This window comes from Pseudomonas sp. NFX98, from assembly GCF_047784845.1.
Taxonomy (GTDB): domain Bacteria; phylum Pseudomonadota; class Gammaproteobacteria; order Pseudomonadales; family Pseudomonadaceae; genus Aquipseudomonas.
In genome coordinates this window covers 104,181-121,850 of the sequence record NZ_JBLNNF010000005.1, presented here as the reverse complement: position 1 = coordinate 121,850, position 17,670 = coordinate 104,181, and the positions used below count along the sequence as shown (strand labels likewise).

14 protein-coding genes are annotated in these 17,670 nt (G+C 48.5%); 12 read left to right on the top strand and 2 right to left on the bottom strand.

The features are described 5' to 3' along the window. The first annotated feature begins 77 nt into the window (after positions 1-77). From pip to mdoH, 4 genes are all read left to right on the top strand, one after another. Entirely contained in the window at positions 78-1,049 is a 972-nt protein-coding gene (gene pip / locus ACM110_RS08190; protein ID WP_338584279.1) for a prolyl aminopeptidase, read from the top strand. Further along, on the top strand, positions 1,046-1,483 hold the full coding sequence (dtd, locus tag ACM110_RS08185) for a D-aminoacyl-tRNA deacylase (RefSeq protein WP_056852236.1): 438 nt from the start codon (positions 1,046-1,048) through the stop codon (positions 1,481-1,483). The genes pip and dtd overlap by 4 nt, the downstream gene beginning before the upstream one ends. 321 nt (positions 1,484-1,804) lie before the next feature. Next, positions 1,805-3,619, top strand: a complete 1,815-nt coding sequence (locus tag ACM110_RS08180) for a glucan biosynthesis protein (RefSeq protein ID WP_416127378.1) — start codon at positions 1,805-1,807, stop codon at positions 3,617-3,619. Beyond that, positions 3,612-6,182 carry a glucans biosynthesis glucosyltransferase MdoH gene (gene mdoH / locus ACM110_RS08175; protein ID WP_416127377.1) on the top strand — a complete coding sequence of 857 codons (2,571 nt, stop codon included), beginning with the start codon at positions 3,612-3,614 and terminating at the stop codon, positions 6,180-6,182. The genes ACM110_RS08180 and mdoH overlap by 8 nt, the downstream gene beginning before the upstream one ends. Positions 6,183-6,441: 259 nt before the next feature. Here the strand turns inward: mdoH and ACM110_RS08170 are convergent, their stop codons facing one another. Next, positions 6,442-7,467: an RHS repeat-associated core domain-containing protein gene (locus ACM110_RS08170; protein WP_416127376.1), complete on the bottom strand. Its 1,026-nt coding sequence runs from the start codon at positions 7,465-7,467 to the stop codon at positions 6,442-6,444. Positions 7,468-7,994: 527 nt separating this feature from the next. Between ACM110_RS08170 and ACM110_RS08165 the strand changes: the two genes are divergently transcribed. The 3 genes from ACM110_RS08165 to ACM110_RS08155 all read left to right on the top strand — a co-directional run bounded on the left by ACM110_RS08165 (position 7,995) and on the right by ACM110_RS08155 (position 11,080). Beyond that, positions 7,995-9,185: an aminotransferase class I/II-fold pyridoxal phosphate-dependent enzyme gene (locus ACM110_RS08165; RefSeq protein ID WP_416127375.1), complete on the top strand. Its 1,191-nt coding sequence runs from the start codon at positions 7,995-7,997 to the stop codon at positions 9,183-9,185. Further along, a complete protein-coding gene (locus ACM110_RS08160) occupies positions 9,186-10,133 on the top strand; it encodes a 2-hydroxyacid dehydrogenase (protein WP_416127374.1) in 948 nt (315 codons plus the stop codon). It abuts the gene before it with no gap. Positions 10,134-10,201: 68 nt separating this feature from the next. Then, complete coding sequence (locus tag ACM110_RS08155; RefSeq protein ID WP_416127373.1) at positions 10,202-11,080, top strand: spermidine synthase; 879 nt, start codon at positions 10,202-10,204, stop codon at positions 11,078-11,080. 147 nt (positions 11,081-11,227) lie between these two features. Here the strand turns inward: ACM110_RS08155 and ACM110_RS08150 are convergent, their stop codons facing one another. Beyond that, positions 11,228-11,665: a bleomycin resistance protein gene (locus tag ACM110_RS08150; RefSeq protein ID WP_416127372.1), complete on the bottom strand. Its 438-nt coding sequence runs from the start codon at positions 11,663-11,665 to the stop codon at positions 11,228-11,230. Between the two features lie 367 nt (positions 11,666-12,032). Between ACM110_RS08150 and ACM110_RS08145 the strand changes: the two genes are divergently transcribed. The 5 genes from ACM110_RS08145 to ACM110_RS08125 all read left to right on the top strand — a co-directional run bounded on the left by ACM110_RS08145 (position 12,033) and on the right by ACM110_RS08125 (position 17,556). After that, positions 12,033-13,445 carry a phenylacetate--CoA ligase family protein gene (locus ACM110_RS08145; protein ID WP_416127371.1) on the top strand — a complete coding sequence of 471 codons (1,413 nt, stop codon included), beginning with the start codon at positions 12,033-12,035 and terminating at the stop codon, positions 13,443-13,445. Beyond that, positions 13,446-14,912: an ABC-F family ATP-binding cassette domain-containing protein gene (locus ACM110_RS08140; RefSeq protein WP_416127370.1), complete on the top strand. Its 1,467-nt coding sequence runs from the start codon at positions 13,446-13,448 to the stop codon at positions 14,910-14,912. 70 nt (positions 14,913-14,982) lie between these two features. After that, positions 14,983-15,999 carry an ABC transporter ATP-binding protein gene (locus tag ACM110_RS08135; RefSeq protein WP_416127369.1) on the top strand — a complete coding sequence of 339 codons (1,017 nt, stop codon included), beginning with the start codon at positions 14,983-14,985 and terminating at the stop codon, positions 15,997-15,999. 62 nt (positions 16,000-16,061) lie between these two features. Continuing rightward, positions 16,062-16,784: an ABC-2 family transporter protein gene (locus ACM110_RS08130; protein WP_416127368.1), complete on the top strand. Its 723-nt coding sequence runs from the start codon at positions 16,062-16,064 to the stop codon at positions 16,782-16,784. 1 nt (position 16,785) lies between these two features. Beyond that, positions 16,786-17,556 carry an ABC-2 family transporter protein gene (locus tag ACM110_RS08125; RefSeq protein WP_416127367.1) on the top strand — a complete coding sequence of 257 codons (771 nt, stop codon included), beginning with the start codon at positions 16,786-16,788 and terminating at the stop codon, positions 17,554-17,556. The last annotated feature ends 114 nt before the right edge of the window (positions 17,557-17,670 follow it).

Genomic DNA, 17,670 nt, shown 5'->3' with positions numbered 1-17,670 from the left:
AATCGGGTTTATGATGCCCAACGGCAGAATAATAGAAGTCCCCCCAGGGATGACCTCGACCCCTTACGGAGCGCGCAATGCAGACTTTGTACCCGCAGATCAAACCCCACGCCCGGCACGATCTGGCCGTCGACGAAACTCACACGCTGTATGTCGACGAAAGCGGTTCACCGGAAGGTTTGCCGGTGGTGTTCATCCACGGCGGCCCCGGTGCCGGTTGTGATGCCCAGAGTCGTTGCTACTTCGATCCCAACCTGTACCGGATTGTCACCTTCGATCAGCGCGGTTGCGGTCGTTCGACCCCTCACGCCAGTCTGGAAAACAACACCACCTGGGATCTGGTCGCCGACCTCGAGAAGATTCGCCAGCACCTGGGTATCGACAAGTGGGTGCTGTTCGGCGGCTCGTGGGGTTCGACCCTGGCGCTGGCCTACGCGCAAACCCACCCGGAGCGTGTGCATGGCTTGATTGTGCGCGGGATCTTTCTCTGCCGTCCGCAGGAAATCGAATGGTTCTATCAGGCGGGCGCCAGCCGTCTGTTCCCGGATTACTGGCAGGACTACATCGCACCGATTCCGCTGGAAGAGCGCGACGACCTGCTGACAGCGTTCCATAAACGCTTGGTGGGCAACGATCAGATCGCCCAGATGCACGCGGCCAAGGCCTGGTCCCTGTGGGAAGGTCGCACGGCGACCCTGCGCCCGAATCCGTTGGTGGTGGATCGCTTCTCCGAACCTCAGCGCGCGTTGTCCATCGCTCGCATCGAATGCCACTACTTCAGCAACAATGCATTCCTGGAACCGAACCAGTTGATTCGCGACATGGGCAAGATCGCTCACTTGCCGGGCGTGATCGTCCATGGCCGCTACGACGTGATCTGCCCGCTGGACAACGCCTGGGAACTGCACCAGGCCTGGCCGAACAGTGAGCTGCAAGTCATTCGCGATGCCGGCCATGCCGCTTCCGAACCGGGCATCACCGATGCACTGGTGCGCGCCGCTGATCAGATGGCACGACGTCTGCTCGACCTGGCTCCCGACGAAGCATGAAAGGCCTGCTGCAACGCGTGCGCGGTGCGCGAGTCGAGGTAGCGGGGGAGGTGGTCGGCGCCATCGATCAGGGATTGCTGGTGCTGGTGGCCGTCGAGCCCGACGACACGCGGGCCAGCGCCGACAAACTTCTCAATAAGCTGCTTAACTATCGAGTGTTCAGTGACGCCGAGGGCAAGATGAATTTGTCCCTGGCGGATGTAGGCGGCGGGTTGCTGCTGGTCTCGCAGTTCACCCTGGCCGCCGACACCAAAAGCGGGTTGCGCCCGAGTTTTTCGACCGCGGCGCCTCCGGCCTTGGGTGAGGAGCTGTTCGACTATCTATTAGGCAAAGCGAAACAGGTGCATGGCACTGTGGCATCAGGTAGATTCGGCGCGGATATGCAGGTGCACCTGGTCAATGATGGCCCGGTAACCTTCCTGTTACAGACCTGAAAGCGCTTGAAACATCTTTTTAAGCGCTTTTCGACTGAAAACAGGCGTTTTTACCGATAAATACTTTGTTACCCCTGATGCGTTGTAACGCGGCCTACTAGATAATCGCGCGCTACGGGGATCAGCGTTCGTTGGTCCATTTTGACTTAGGTAGAGACTTGTACGGATCCGATTGGGGAATCATTTCGCCCCAGCGGAGTCGGAACAATGCTCGCCAACTTGGCAAGAGTGGTCTGCAAGGTCGGCTTTTTCATGCCGCGCACCGTGCAGACCCTTTAACTGGCCGTTGGTTTTTTGATCTGTTTTCGGCGAGGGTTGCTCGTGATTGTTAGTCCCTGTAACGCACCAAAATTGTCTGCCAAACGGTTACGTAGCGCTCTGGTAGCGGGCTCGGCAATGCTCTGCCTGCTCAGCGCCGGCCAGCTTTGGGCATTCAATCTGGATGATGTGTCGGTCAAGGCAAAAGAGCTGGCCGGTCAGAAGTACGAGGCGCCGCGCAGTAACCTGCCGACCGAGTTCCGCGAGATGAAATTCGCGGACTATCAGAAAATTCGTTTCCTGACGGAAAAAGCCGAGTGGGCTGATCAGAAAACCCCGTTCAAGCTGTCGTTCTATCACCAGGGCATGCACTTCGATACGCCGGTGAAAATCAACGAAATCACAGCGAACAACGTCGAAGAGATCAAGTACGACCCAAGTCGTTTCGATTTCGGCGACCTCAAGTTCGATCCTAAAGCCACGGAACAACTGGGCTACGCCGGTTTCCGTGTGCTGTACCCGGTCAACAAGGCTGACAAGCAAGACGAAATCATGACCATGCTCGGCGCGAGTTACTTCCGCGTTGTCGGCAAGGGCCACGTCTACGGTTTGTCTGCTCGCGGCATGGCGATCGATACCGCATTACCGTCCGGCGAAGAATTCCCGCGTTTTCGCGAGTTCTGGATTCAGCAGCCAAAACCGGGCGACAAGCACCTGGTGATCTTCGCGCTGCTGGATTCGCCACGTGCGACCGGCGCCTATCGGCTGACCCTGCGTCCGGGCAGCGACACGATTGTCGACGTCAAGGCGCAGATGTTCCTGCGTGACAAGGTCGGCAAACTGGGCATCGCACCACTGACCAGCATGTTCCTGTTCGGCGCCAACCAGCCGTCGAAAGTCCTGAACTACCGTCGCGAACTGCACGATTCCAGCGGCCTGGCGATCCATGCCGGCAACGGCGAGTGGATCTGGCGTCCGCTGAACAACCCGAAACACCTTGCCGTGAGCAACTTCTCGGTCGAGAACCCGCGTGGTTTCGGCTTGCTGCAACGTGGCCGTGACTTCAGCCACTACGAAGACCTCGACGACCGCTACGACAAACGCCCAAGTGCGTGGATCGAACCGAAGGGCGACTGGGGCAAGGGCTCCGTCGATCTGGTAGAGATTCCGACCGCCGACGAAACCAACGACAATATCGTGGCTTTCTGGAGCCCGGAAACGATGCCTGAGCCAGGCCAGCCGCTGGACTTCGCCTATCGCATGCACTGGACCATGGACGAAGCCGCGTTGCACGCACCGGACAGCGCCTGGGTCAGCCAGACACTGAAATCCACCGGTGACGTCAAACAGTCCAACCTGATTCGTCAGCCGGACGGCAGCGTTGCCTACCTGGTGGACTTCGAAGGTCCATCCCTGGCGGCATTGCCACCGGACACCGATGTGCGCAGCCAGGTCAGCGTCGGCGACAACGCCGAACTGGTCGAGAACAGCGTGCGCTACAACCCTGAAACCAAGGGCTGGCGCCTGACCCTGCGCATGAAGATCAAGGACGCCGGCAAGTCCACCGAGATGCGTGCGGCCCTGGTGCAGAACATCATGCCTGCCGACCTGAAAACTTCGATTCCAGCGTCCACCTCTTCCGTTGCCAAGGCCGACAAAGTCGCTGCCAAGCAAGCCGAGAAAGTCGAGAAGGACGCGAAGGCCACCGAGGCCAACAAGGCCGAAGCCAAGCCGGTTGCAGATGCCAAGGACAAGGCGAACAACAATGACGCCAAGCAGCCTGCTGCTGCCGACGCGGCCCCAGCCACACCGGAATCGGCGCCGACTGAAGAAGTCCTGACCGAGACCTGGAGCTACCAGTTGCCTGCCGATGAGTAATTCTCAAGTACAGCCAGAGACTCTTTCCGAGTATCTGGCGCATCTGCCGATGACCGACCAGCAGCGCGCGGAACTCGCGGGTTGCCAGTCCTTCAGCGAACTGCACGAACGACTGTCGTCTTCGACGTTCGACGCCCCGACCGAGGCCGCCCAGGCTTCAGTCGGCAAGCGCCTGACCCTGAGCACCGCCGAAGAATTGCAGGACGCCGAAATGCTGGCGCTGGACGCCAGCGGTCGGGTCTGCCTCAAGGCCACGCCTCCGATTCGTCGGACCAAAGTCGTGCCGGAGCCATGGCGCACCAACATTCTGGTGCGCGGCTGGCGTCGCCTGACCGGTCGCACCAACCCGCCGAAGCCGCCGAAGGACGAGAACGTGCTGCCGGCGGCGCGCTGGCGCACCGTCGGTTCGATCCGTCGCTACATTTTGCTGGTATTGATGCTGGGTCAGACTATCGTCGCCGGCTGGTACATGAAAGGCATCATGCCGTACCAAGGCTGGTCCTTCGTCGACCTCGAAGAAGTCCTGCACCAGCCGTTGCTGCAAACCGCCACGCAAGTGCTGCCGTATGCCTTGCAGACCAGCATCCTGATCCTGTTCGGGATTCTGTTTTGCTGGGTCTCGGCCGGTTTCTGGACCGCGCTGATGGGCTTCCTTGAGTTGCTCACCGGTCACGACAAATACCGTATCTCCGGTAAAAGCGCCGGTAATGAGCCGATTCCGAAAGACGCGCGCACGGCGCTGGTGATGCCGATCTGCAATGAAGACGTGCCGCGTGTATTTGCCGGTCTGCGTGCAACGTTCGAATCGGTCGCGGCCACGGGTGATCTGGATCGCTTCGACTTCTTCGTCCTCAGTGACAGTAACGACGCCGACATCTGCGTTGCCGAGCAACAGGCCTGGCTGGACGTCTGCCGCGAAGCCGGTGGCTTCGGCAAGATCTTCTATCGCCGCCGTCGTCGTCGCGTAAAACGTAAAAGCGGCAACCTCGACGACTTCTGCCGTCGCTGGGGCGGTGACTACAAGTACATGGTCGTACTCGACGCGGACTCCGTAATGAGTGGCGAGTGTCTGACCAGTCTGGTGCGCTTGATGGAAGCCACGCCGGACGCCGGGATCATCCAGACCGCGCCGCGAGCGTCGGGCATGGACACCCTGTATGCGCGCATGCAGCAGTTCGCCACCCGTGTGTACGGTCCACTGTTCACCGCCGGTCTGCACTTCTGGCAGTTGGGCGAATCGCACTATTGGGGTCACAACGCGATCATCCGCATGAAGCCGTTCATCGAGCACTGCGCCCTGGCGCCGCTGCCTGGTAAAGGCGCGTTCGCCGGTGCGATCCTGTCCCACGACTTCGTTGAAGCCGCGCTGATGCGCCGTGCCGGTTGGGGCGTGTGGATTGCTTACGACTTGCCGGGCAGCTACGAAGAACTGCCGCCGAACCTGCTGGACGAACTCAAGCGTGACCGTCGCTGGTGCCACGGCAACCTGATGAACTTCCGCCTGTTCCTGGTCAAGGGCATGCACCCGGTACACCGCGCGGTGTTCCTGACCGGTGTAATGTCCTACCTGTCGGCGCCGTTGTGGTTCTTCTTCCTCGTGCTGTCGACGGCGCTGCTGGCGGTCAACACGCTGATGGAGCCGCAGTACTTCCTCGAACCGCGCCAGCTCTATCCGTTGTGGCCACAATGGCACCCGGACAAGGCGATCGCGCTGTTCTCGACGACGATCGTGCTGCTGTTCCTGCCGAAGCTGTTGAGCATCATCCTGATCTGGGCCAAGGGCGCGAAAGAGTTCGGCGGCAAGTTCAAGGTGACGCTGTCGATGCTGCTGGAGATGTTGTTCTCCATGTTGCTGGCGCCGGTGCGGATGATCTTCCACACCCGTTTCGTCCTCGCCGCGTTCCTCGGCTGGGCCGCGACCTGGAACTCGCCGCAGCGTGACGACGACTCCACGCCGTGGAGCGAAGCGGTCAAACGCCACGGTCCGCAGACCTTGCTGGGCTTCTTCTGGGCCTTGCTGGTGATCTGGCTGAACCCGAGCTTCCTGTGGTGGCTGGTGCCGATCGTCGGTTCGTTGATGCTGTCGATCCCGGTCTCGGTGATCTCCAGCCGTGTGGGGCTGGGCCTGAAGTCCCGTGACGAGAGCCTGTTTCTCATTCCTGAGGAATACAATCCGCCACAGGCATTGCTGGCCACCGACCAGTACACCCACGAGAACCGTTACCACGCATTGAACGACGGCTTCGTCCGTTCGGTGGTTGACCCGCAGCAGAACGCCCTGGCGTGCTCGCTGGCGACCTCCCGTCACAATCAGGCCGAGCCGATTGAATGGCTGCGGGTCGAGCGGGTGCGGCACGCTATGAAGGTCGGCCCTGAAGGCCTGACCAACAATGAGCGTGTACAACTGCTGAGCGATCCGGTGGCGCTGGCTCGCTTGCATGAGCAGGTCTGGAGCGAAGGGCATGCTGAGTGGCTGGGCGCATGGCGCAAGTCGGTCAATGCCGACCCCCATGCACCGTTGTTGCCGCTCAAGCCGATGAGCGTTCAACCTCAAATGGCGTAGTGAAAAAACCCGCGAAAGCGGGTTTTTTTTGGGACGTGCGCCAGCCATGGCGCGTTGCGTAGGAGCACGATCAGATTGGCTGCATCCATCGAAGGTGGCATCGAAGTGAATCTAATGAATGACAACCGGTGTAATGTAATTGCCACTTCGTTTTTGAGTATCTGAAGAGCGGTCTGCAACAGCATGGTGGATTGAGCGGGGCCGATAACCATGTTAACGAGTTGCCCTCTTTCTTGTCGCCCGGAATTACGTATGTTTCTTAAGGCGCATTAGCACGTCGGCCATTTCGGATGTCAGTGGCAGTTGTAACTGCCTCCGATTCGCGGGCCGCGTTAAATGATGTCTGGGATAAATCAGGAGTATTCGAATTGCCGAACGGGACAGGACTTTCGACCGCCTCTGAAATAGTGGACAGACGGCGGGTTCGATATCTCGCGAGGAGGGGGGCTCCCGTTTCCGCCCCCTTTCGAGCTATTTTGTGCAGCGTCGAAGCAGCCGCACTGATAGTGCTAAAAGTAGAAACCGCCAAATAACCGGCGAAGAGTTTGTTATAGAGTTCTTCTTCATATAAGTAGGCATCATAACGATTCAAAGACAAGTAATACCCTCCCGCAAGAACACCGCCAATTTTGCTAGCTCTTTTGGCAACTCGTCCGAACGTGCGATTTCCCACTCCGGGAATCCATGCTACCGCTCGTTTGGGGATGTAAGGGACCACGTAGTCACCGACAACCTCCAAGAGAGCGTTCGCAAACCAGCCATGTACATTCCATTTGCCAGTGGGATCCCTATAGTTGATGGGGTCTCCCTCGCAATACGCATAACAGTTCAGGCCACCTTCTCCAAAGGGGCTCAAGCTGTCAGGGCTGTTGAAGCGCATGAGAACTGGATTGAAAGCGCGGTGCCCGTTTCCTAGCAAGTAATATCCAGTGATTGTTTCGCGACGTTCACCGTTGAAACCCAGACGGCCGAAAACGTCCTTCGCCTCATTGCGATGACCATAAGGTGTATAGGCTATGTTTGTGGCATCGCTCATCAACACAGAGCGTTGGTTATCAACTGCTAGCAAACACATATGATCAGTTGGGCCACTATGTGTCTCTGCTAACAAGATGCCGGAATGTTGAAGAATTTGGTGAGTAACGACGCCTTGGATTTCTGTCGTCAGCTTTTTGGATTGATAAAACCGATCTTGTTGAAACTGCCTTGCAGGCGCGCAGCGGGTTAATCGATCAAGTGCATCATATGCATAGTATGTGAGAATGTTTCGTTTGGAGTCGTTCATGGAGTGGGTTTCCAACGTCGGGCCGATTCAAAGTATTGGACCGTGTATCGATACCGTCAACCTAGCAGAACTGATAGTGACGTCCGTTACCAATCCCGGATGATGCCTCGTATTTTTTGAGAAACGCTACGAGGCTGTTACAAAGTTATCCGCTGTTGGTGTTGCTAATGCACTGGTTATCCCAACGAATAGCCTGGCCGAAAAAGCAATGAGATGTTTCAGCGCTTAGATGACATGAGAAATTTAGACGCTAATTCGTGAGCTTTTATATTTGATTTTCCTAGGGTTTGTCGTCCCGGGAGACGAGGTGAAACATAAAGCAGCTTGGTGATGGGCAAAGACGTTTATATCTGCTTAGTGCGGAAACTGGAAGTTACATCGCCGTAATTTCATAAAACAGAGTGTGAAATATCCAGAAAGGAGTAATCGGTTTTCAGGTGGTTTACAGATGGAAAGCAGATGAATAGCCTTTGAAAGGAGTATTTGGACACCTGTCTGAATGCAATTGTCTGCAGAGGTGATCCTCGATGAAAATTCTTGCTGGTAAAAATAATAATCTGACGGAACTCGAGGTATTTGGCTTGTCGGCGCAATATAACCTAGCGGATGGCCATAGTTATGTTTCAGCGAAGACCCATTACAGTTCAGTATTGTGTGGTCTGCCAGGATTATGGGATTCAGCGGCCGAGACTCCAGTTCAACAGATGGAGACGGCCTTTAAGGAAATATTTGCGGAATACTTCACCCTGGATGGGTTGAAGCATCACGAGTATTGTTCTATTTGTCCGACTGCTTCTAATAGCATTGACATAATAGGTGCCTGGGCGCGCTCAAAGAGTCTGAAAATCGGTCTCGTTGAGCCGACATTTGACAACCTTGCTCTATTGCTTCGACGTAGAGAGGTTACACTCGAGGCCGTTCCGGAAACTGCACTGGCTGATCTGACTTTATTGAAAGAGTTGATACAACTTAAAAATTTGGATGCTTTATTTTTGGTTAATCCAAATAACCCAACTGGCGTCGTAATCGATTCCGTTATGATGACGGACATAATTGATATATGCTGCCGACTCAATGTTGTGCTGATAATAGATGCATCTTTTCGATTCTGCCATCAGGTTCAATTCGATGAATACGCGCTTCTTAAAGAAAAAGATGCGTCATTTATAATACTGGAAGATACCGGTAAGCAGTGGCCGACATTGGACGCTAAGGCTAGCCTGCTTTCTTATAGCCAAGACTTGGCAGATGACATAAGACAGATTTACGAGGAGGTCTATCTTTGCTGTTCGAATTTCACACTAAGGTTGATCATTGCATTTGTAGATGAGACCTTGAAAAAAGGCGGGATTTCTTATATACGTACAATCATTGATGAAAATACGGAAATCGCCCGGGCTGCGCTTGCTGGTACTCTGGTAAGTATCGAGTCTCTCCAATCAGACGCGGCAATGTCTGTCATGTGGCTTAATATCGAGAGGACAGGGCTCACTGACCTCGAGTTAACTGAGTATCTTGCAGGATATGGCGTGGCCGTTCTTCCGGGTCGGTACTTTTACTGGAATAGCCATCATGTAGCAGGGCATTACCGCATCAGGATTGCCCTAATGAAGCCGGATGATCAGTTTCGACTATCTATAATGCGGCTGAAACAAGCGCTTGTAGAACTTGAAGGTTCATCAGTTATAAAAGAAAAATATCTGGTAGAGGCCCTGTAAATGAGGAAGCTACTTGTCACAGGGGACTTCGAAATACCTAAAGACGTTCTTCCGGATAACGTAGAGCTTCACCACATACGATGCCCTAAGGATGAGCAGCAAATTATGGAGATCTTACCGGGTATTCATGACTATATCCTTGGTGGGCCCGAGTACATGTCTGCCCCGTTAATCGATGTTGCTAGTAGTTTAGAAAATATAGTTGTAATGGGCACAGGAATACCAAGTTTCGTGGATGTCGAACACGCGACCAACAAAGGTATTCGTTTGACTAACACTCCGTATATGAATGTTCGTGCGGTTGCAGAGTTTACGCTGGCAATGATAACTGTCAGTTTGTCAAATATATTTGAAAGCATTGAAGGCGTAAAAAAGGGTACCCACTGGACTCAAACACCGAGACGTACATTGTCGAGCTTGAATATCGGTATTGTGGGCATGGGCGCTATTGGCTCTGAAATGGCGCGTCAGCTACACCTGCAAGAGTGTACGAATCTTTACTACTGGTCTAGAACCAGGAAGTTAGAGCTTGAAAAAAATTTGAATTTGAAATACAGCTCCTTGATAAACCTTGTTGGTGATGTTGATATATTGTGTATTCATCTATCAGGTGGTTCCAAAACACGCAGCCTAATTGATAAGTTTGTATTGGCAAGGGCAAATCCAAAACTGATGATTTTTAATATGTCCAATCCTCGCATCATTTGCCCGTCCGCACTAAAAACCCATCTCCAGTATAATTTGGAATCGTTGTGTTTCATTGATGGATATTATAATGAGTGGGCAGAAAATAAAGGTCAATATAATGACCCATACGACTTGCTTTGCTTACCCAACCTAATTGCAACCTCTCATCTAGCAGGACAAGAGCAACAAACCATAGACAGCATTTTTTCTTGCGCAATGAGGCAAGTTATAAGGCTCACGTCTAGCATTCATACAGCTTAATAAGCCGCATCAAACACTGGCAATTGAGCAAGTACCTAAAGGTATATGTTATGAGGAGAATACCGCGAGTGACAAAAAATCCAGAATCCATAATTTTGCAAGAGCCAATTTCCTTAGGCGTAAGTCGTTCATGGGAAATATATAGAACCTATTATCAATGCAAAACTGAATTTCAGGAGTTGTTAATAGCGGAAACCGCTCACGGTAGAACCTTGTTCTGTAATAATGAAAGGCAAAGCTCTGAACTCAGTCAACTGGCTTATCATGAAGGTCAAGTGATGCCTGCTCTTCTGAGTATGCCTGATTTTCCCAAAAGGGCTCTAGTAATTGGTTCATCCGAAGGTGTGGCTGTAAAAATATTACAAGCGGCCGGTGTAGAGCGTATAACACATGTAGATATTGATAAAGAGTGTATGAGTGCCTGTGCGAAATATTTACCTTACGGGTATACATTAGATGAAGTAAATAATTATATTGACGCCTCAAGTAATGATCCTCTAAGAATCATAATTGGCGATGGAAAAGCGTACATTGAAAGCCTGCTAGACAGTGCTGTTCGATACGATCTCATAGTGATGGATATTCCAGATGAGGGCCCTGAAACAGAAGCTCTTTATGATGAGTCATTTTGGAATAAAGTGAAACTTTCACTCACTCCTGGTGGCGCGTATATTACACAAGCAGGAAATTCGTGCCTGTGGCGCTGTAAGTCACTTAAAAACGCGTACGACAGAATGAACAAAATTTTTCATCATGTAACTTATTTTGAAGTTGATGAGCAGGACTGGGTTTGGTTGGTAGGTCACGCCGGGGAGGTTGAATTATCAATTGAGCAGATGCAAGATAAATTAACGGCAAGTAAATACAATCCCCGACATATCGATGAGTTGTCGCTAGCAAGATCCGTGATCGCTCCTAAAGTGATACGTATGCAGGATTCAATTTGACTTCATATCGCCACAAAAATTAGCGCATACAAAAATCTTTTACGTTGATATTAGCCAGATACCGACTTTTGAACGCGTATCATCAACGAATTCAGAAGTCGGTGAATCTTTGAAATTGTTATTCAGTCTAGATATTTCGCTAAGGCATCAGAGTTCATCACGAACCATATCTTTGGAGCCTAAATCCTGAGCAAAGCGAAGCAGGTAACCGTCTGGATCCTGTACCAGGAAATTACTTTCGCCCAAGAGGCTATCGTTTTCCTTATACCAGAATTCCTCTATTGGCTTTTGCAGCGCATACCCCGATTTTTTCAGTGTTCTTGCCAGTACAGATACATTCGGGCACTCGATAGATAAGTTTATCCCGCGTCCGAAGGGTTGTTCCAGAGGTTCTATGCGCCAAGGTGATGTCTTGAAACGATCCTGCTCCAACATCAACTGGCTACCGTGATATGAAATGAATGCAAAGCCATCATTATGTCTTTCATATTCGATATGAAACCCTATCACTTTGCAATAAAATTTCAGACTGCGTTTAATATCTGAAACGATAAGTTCTGGAACTAGCTTGTTGAAATCAACCATGAAATCACCTTCATCCGTGAAGTAGTAAGATTTGTATTTGAAGCATAATCAGTATCACATGGATTTAGAGAGGAAGATAATCTAGATGTTAAATGTATGGCCACATTCTGTCAGGCATCATTGTTCGGGTATTTGAATAAATTTTATTGTTTCAATATTTGGCTGACATATTCATTATTCTATTCCTGCTTTACATATTTTTAACGGTTTCGTAAAGTTATTCCAAGTCGAGAAAGTTTATAGTTAACGACGTTTTTTGTTGTTGCTGTTTGCGTGGGTGTTAACTTAGTAAGCACATATTTATAAGACGTCACGGTATTCGAGCTGGAAGATAGCATTAAGTTTATCCCGGCATAGGAGAGCTCTCATGGAAAACATTCTTACTTCTGAAACAATTTATGCCTCCCAGATGCAATGCGGTAATTTAACTCAAATTAAAAATCTGGCACGACAGGCTATTAGGCCTCGAACCGATAATTATGATCTCCAATGCACGGCACTTCGGTCATGGTCAGTAAACAGTGGGCCTATGAATGAATTTTTACGCCAGTCGGCCGCTGATATAAAGAAGTTTCAATTATCGAGAATAAAAAATCTGGTTGACAATGCTTATAAAAACGTTCCGTTTTACCGAGACTTTTATGGCGCGTGCGGGTACGAAGAAGGAAGCATTTCTAGCTTTTCCGATTTTGAGACGCTGCCCATCGTAACAAAAACCCTTTTGAATGATTTCTGCCCTAGCATCAGAGTAAATTCTCCAGACGTTCTGGAGTTTGCTAATACTTTCAGAACATCAGGCTCAAGCGGAAAGCCGTTTACAGTATATACCGACGACGAAGATATAGTTCTGGATCACCTTGAAGTACTGCGGTTTTATAATTCATGTTTGCAATATCCGCTGCAAGAGTCAGATTGGATCTATGTCATTCACCACTCTGGATTGGCTTTTTCGTCGCTTCAAGGCAAATATAAAACGTTTCAATTGCCGGATTTACTAGCGGATACGCCGCTGGGCGAGCACTTACTTCACTTAAGGCCTCGACTGTTAATTACTCTGCCAAGTTATTTGCCTTTAATACTTAAGCATAAGGCGGAGCTACAGTTGAGCGGGGTTGAGGCAATTTTAACTAACTCTGAGAGTAGCACACAGTTTGAACGAACTTATTACTCAAAGGCGTTAGGTATCCCAGTTTTTGACGAGTATAGCTCTGAGGAAATTGGATTGATTGCGACTCAATGCTCTTATGGTACGTATCACGCCGTTGAGGATGGCGTATATCTTGAGATTGTGAACGCAGATAAGGGCGGTTTTGGCAGCGTTATTTGTACTGATCTAAATAATGAATTAATGCCATTAATCAGATTTGATCATGGCGATATTGCAAGAAAAAGACCAGATTTGAAACGCTGTGATTGCGGTAGTCCTTGTACAGCTCTACTTGAGATAAATGGTAGGCGAGATGATGCATTCAGAACTTATGACCATCAACTTGTTCCGAGTGCGTCCATTCTTGCAGCTATTGACGATATATTGGTTACCCCTGATAAAACATTGGGAGCTTTTCGTATGATTCAGAAAAGCGCGGATGAGTTGGAGTTGGTTACTCACTATAAGGGCCAACCTCACATGCCTATGGTTGAAATACTCGCCCAGTTAACGACGCGGCTCTCTGTCCTGTTTGGTTATTCTATTACATTGTCACACCAAGCAGTTGAAGCTTTACCGGAGCTAAAGTCGTATAAGCGTAGAAGTATTGTAAGGGAGTGGAGGGTGGAGTAATTGTCTCTTGTAAAGATGGAGGATGTTTCTTTGCGTCTTAACTCGAGGTCGCTTTTCTCAAATCTGAATCTATCCATAAATAGTGGGGATAAAATAGGGGTTGTGGGTGATAACGGTTCTGGAAAAAGTTCCTTGTTACGTACAATTGCAAAAAACCTGAATGAGCATGAAGGAAACATTATTCACTCCCGCGGAATGCACTGTTTTTATGTTGAGCAAGGGTTTCCCGACGCATGGAAGGGGGTCACCGCATTTCGGATGCTGGAGAATACCTTATCCGATCCGGAGTGTGACAAATGGAAGGTGGACTATGTATTTGAATTTTGTGGGTTTCCAAAGAAGTACCGATCATTATTTTTTAACCAGTTGAGTGGCGGCTGGAAAAAAATATTGTTGATTTGCAGAGCCGTTCTTTCAGAGCCAGATCTGTTGTTATTGGATGAGCCTACAAACCATTTAGATCAGATCCACATTGCGAATCTGATTCGTTTGCTTAACGATAGCAACTTATCATCTACACATGTTGTGGTTAGCCATAATCGAGACTTTTTAGACTCGGTTACGAGCAGTACATTAATTCTTCATGATAGAAAGTTTTCTTACTTCAATTTTTCTTTTTCAAGATCTCGTGATATTTTTTTGGAGAAAGAACAGGCGATATTTAGTTCTAGAATTGAAACTGTAAATGAAATAGAACGCTTAAAGAAAGGCGCTCATTTCCAACGCCAATTAGGGGTGAATAACCATAGTGATAAGGCGTTGCAGAAAGCCAAGAGAATCGAAAAAAGAATCAAGATACTTGAAGCCGTACTGCCCGCTCGAAAAATCTCCAGAAAAAAAGAGATCGCCTTGGATGTAGAAGAGTTTCATGCAAGGAAGATCTTGGAAATAGACAATTTGAAGTTGTATTCAACTGATGGCTTCTTATTACTCCATATTAAACACCTGGTGATAAATAGAGGTGACCGAGTTGTGATTTCAGGAGCAAACGGCTCAGGCAAAAGTACTTTGCTCAAAGCCATTATCGATAATACTGATCCTGGAATCAAAATTGGACCTTCTGTCAAATTAGGCATTCTGGATCAAGAACTTTCCTTATTGCCGCTCGACGCTGAGATTGTGGAGTTTATCGCTACTCGATTTAAACTCGATCAGCATCAAGCTGTAAACAAACTCGCATCTGCAGGATTTTCCTTTCTAGATACCAGAAAAACAGTCACACAAATTAGTCAAGGTGAACGCACACGACTTGCATTGTTGGTTCTACGTTTGACCAATCCGAATTTTTTGATTTTGGACGAGCCAACCAACCATTTGGATATAACTTCTCAAGAGGCATTGGAAGATGAAATACTGCGCTTGAATCCTGCGGCGATAATAGTTTCTCATGACACTCGGTTTGTCAAGAATACGGCAAGTCGCTTTTTTGAAATAGGTGGCGGATTACTGAAAGAGTTTGGCTCCTAAATTGATGTTCTTGTTTATTATATCGGTTGAATAGTGGCGCAGCAGTATCATGAGGGAATTTTAGATTTTTATGGGTACTTTGATTAGTTTGAAATCGGTCAGTAAAAACTATTATCTAGCAAGAGGGACAACGGGGGCGGTGGACTGGTGTAAGCAACTAATCAATCCGCAATATGATACTTTTCAGGCCTTGGATTCGATATGTTTTACTGTCCCCAAGGGCGCAGCGGTTGGATTTATCGGGCCTAATGGGGCTGGTAAGTCGAGCTTGATAAAAATTTTATGTGGAATTCAAAAGCCTACTTCAGGCAGCGTAAGAGTTCTTGGATATGATCCCAGTCTTCGGGAAAAAGGATTTTTGAAGAAAATCGGAGTTGTGTTTGGACATAAAACATCGCTGTGGTGGGATCTCCCAGTAAAGACTAGTTTTGATACATATCAAAAAATTTACGGTATTTCAGATCGCGATTATCAAGAACGGTTGTGCGAGCTGTCTGGGGCATTGAATCTTGGCAAGGTACTCCATAAGCCCGTACGTAATCTTAGCTTGGGTGAACGGGTAAAATGTGAGCTTACATTAAATCTTTTGCACTCCCCTAGTCTCATTTTTCTAGATGAGCCGACTGTAGGTCTGGATGTTACGTCAAAGTATGAGATACGGAAGTACCTGAACTTCAAAAGAAAGTCGGATGACCTTTCAGTGTTTCTCACGAGTCATGATCTGGGTGATATTGAATCTTGCTGTGATGACGCTATTATTATTGATAGAGGAAAAATTCGATTTGATGGTTCCATGCGCGAATTGAGTGAACGTTTCACATCCAACGTGAAATTGTCTGTCAGCGTAAAAAATCCAACTCTAAGTGAGCTCAGTCTTCTAGCTTTCAAAAATGCCATGTTCGGTGTTGAGGATGTAAATATTCTGAACGATGGGAGCAATTATCTTACCTATCTTTTGCCCAAAGCGTCGTTGCGTTCGGTTTTTAATCTATTTCCAGAGGGTGTGTACAATTTAGAGGTGTCGCCCGTAGATTTTGAAAATAATGTCGTAAACCTTTTCAAAAACTGGTCCGGTGAAAACTTGTGATGATCGCTGGATATTTTAAGCTTATACAAACCGGGTTGCTCTCGGTTTACAAGGATCGGTCTATGCTGATCACGGATCTGGTGATCGCGACGGGCGTACCTTTTATCATCCAGTTTGTTATCTGGCGCTTTGTTTATGGGCACGCCGGAACAGGGGGGTTGTTAGAGTATACTCTTGAAGAGACCTATCTTTATTATGTTGCGGTGTTAGCACTAAATCGTTTAAATAACGCCTACGACCTTATATCAAGGGTCTCCACCAATGTTCACGAGGGTCAGTTGGAGGGGATTTTTATTAAGCCGATAGGATATTTTAAATACAATTTATTCATTTTTTTTGGAGAGAGTGCGCTCTATTACATTCCTGTATTATGCATTGCGCTTTTTGTGGTGGTTTCAGGAGGAAGTTGGGTCGGTGTTTCGGGTTTTATAGTGTTGAGTGTGGCAAATTTGCTTTTTTGTTTTTTGTTGGGCTTTTTGATGTCGTTATCAACGTTCTGGCTCACGCGGCCCGATATGATCCTTAGTTTCCAAGTTGTTTTGGCAAGCGTTATGGGAGGTACCCTTTTACCTATTGCTTACTGGCCGGAGTACCTTCAGCCTTTAATGAAATATAATCCATTTCGATTGATTATCAGTGGCCCTGCTGAGTTTTTGCTGCGTCCAAGTAGTGTGTTGCTGATGGAGTTATTGTGTTTGTATTTTGTTTGGTTTTTTATCATGTTGGTTGCTTGCAGAAATGTATTTAAGGTCGCAACTAATAAATATTCTGGGGTAGGCGGTTAATATGCATATATTTGAACTGTTTGTTAATGCGGTTAAAGAGGAGGCTCGATACAAGATTAATTTGATAGGCGGGATATTGGCGTTGCTAATTCTTTACAGTCTGCAGTTGGTTTTTTTTGATGTTATAAGCTTGCTGGTTACCAGTGACGATATCAACACCAATTGGCTTGTGATCTTTTTTATGACATATGCATTGGGTGGCTTGATTGTAAATTTTTTTAGCTCGGCGATCGCAGGATTCTTTCGGCACTTGACTCAGGGCAAACTAGACACCCTACTGGTACGTCCAATTAATTTTTTTGTGTTGGTTTTATTCAGATGGTGCCAAACATACTATCTTCTGGTTGCCTTGTTCTTGATAGCTATCTGTATGATTTTAAATACAATTGATTTAGAACCGTTTCTCGCCAGTCCAGTCAATGCTTTTCTTTATTTGCTCGTATTGATAGCTGGAGTGATGGCAAACGTTGCATTTATTTTGGTTTTTAATTCGTTTTCTTTCATTACCCAGCGTCAGATGCCTGTGGATTATATTTATTCATCCATTTCTACCTTCTCACTACTGCCAGCAACTTTTTACTCAAAAACTGTGTTGTATTTTTTACTCACGGCTTTTCCGATGATAGTGTTTGCGTCGGTCGCGTTGGATGCATTGCATAACGGACTGACTCAGTTAGTTTTTATTTTTCTTCTTGTCGTAAGCATTACGTCCTTTTTTGTCATCAAAATTGTTCGTGGTCAGTTCAACCGCTTCGACAGTATTGGCGGTTGAACTGTACTTGGAATTTTGTTTGAGCTGATATCTGGCGCTTGAGAGTTTAAATATCAGCAATCCCTCCAACCAGTATTTCTACGAGTGGTTCTTAAATTTTCCACCCCATAATTT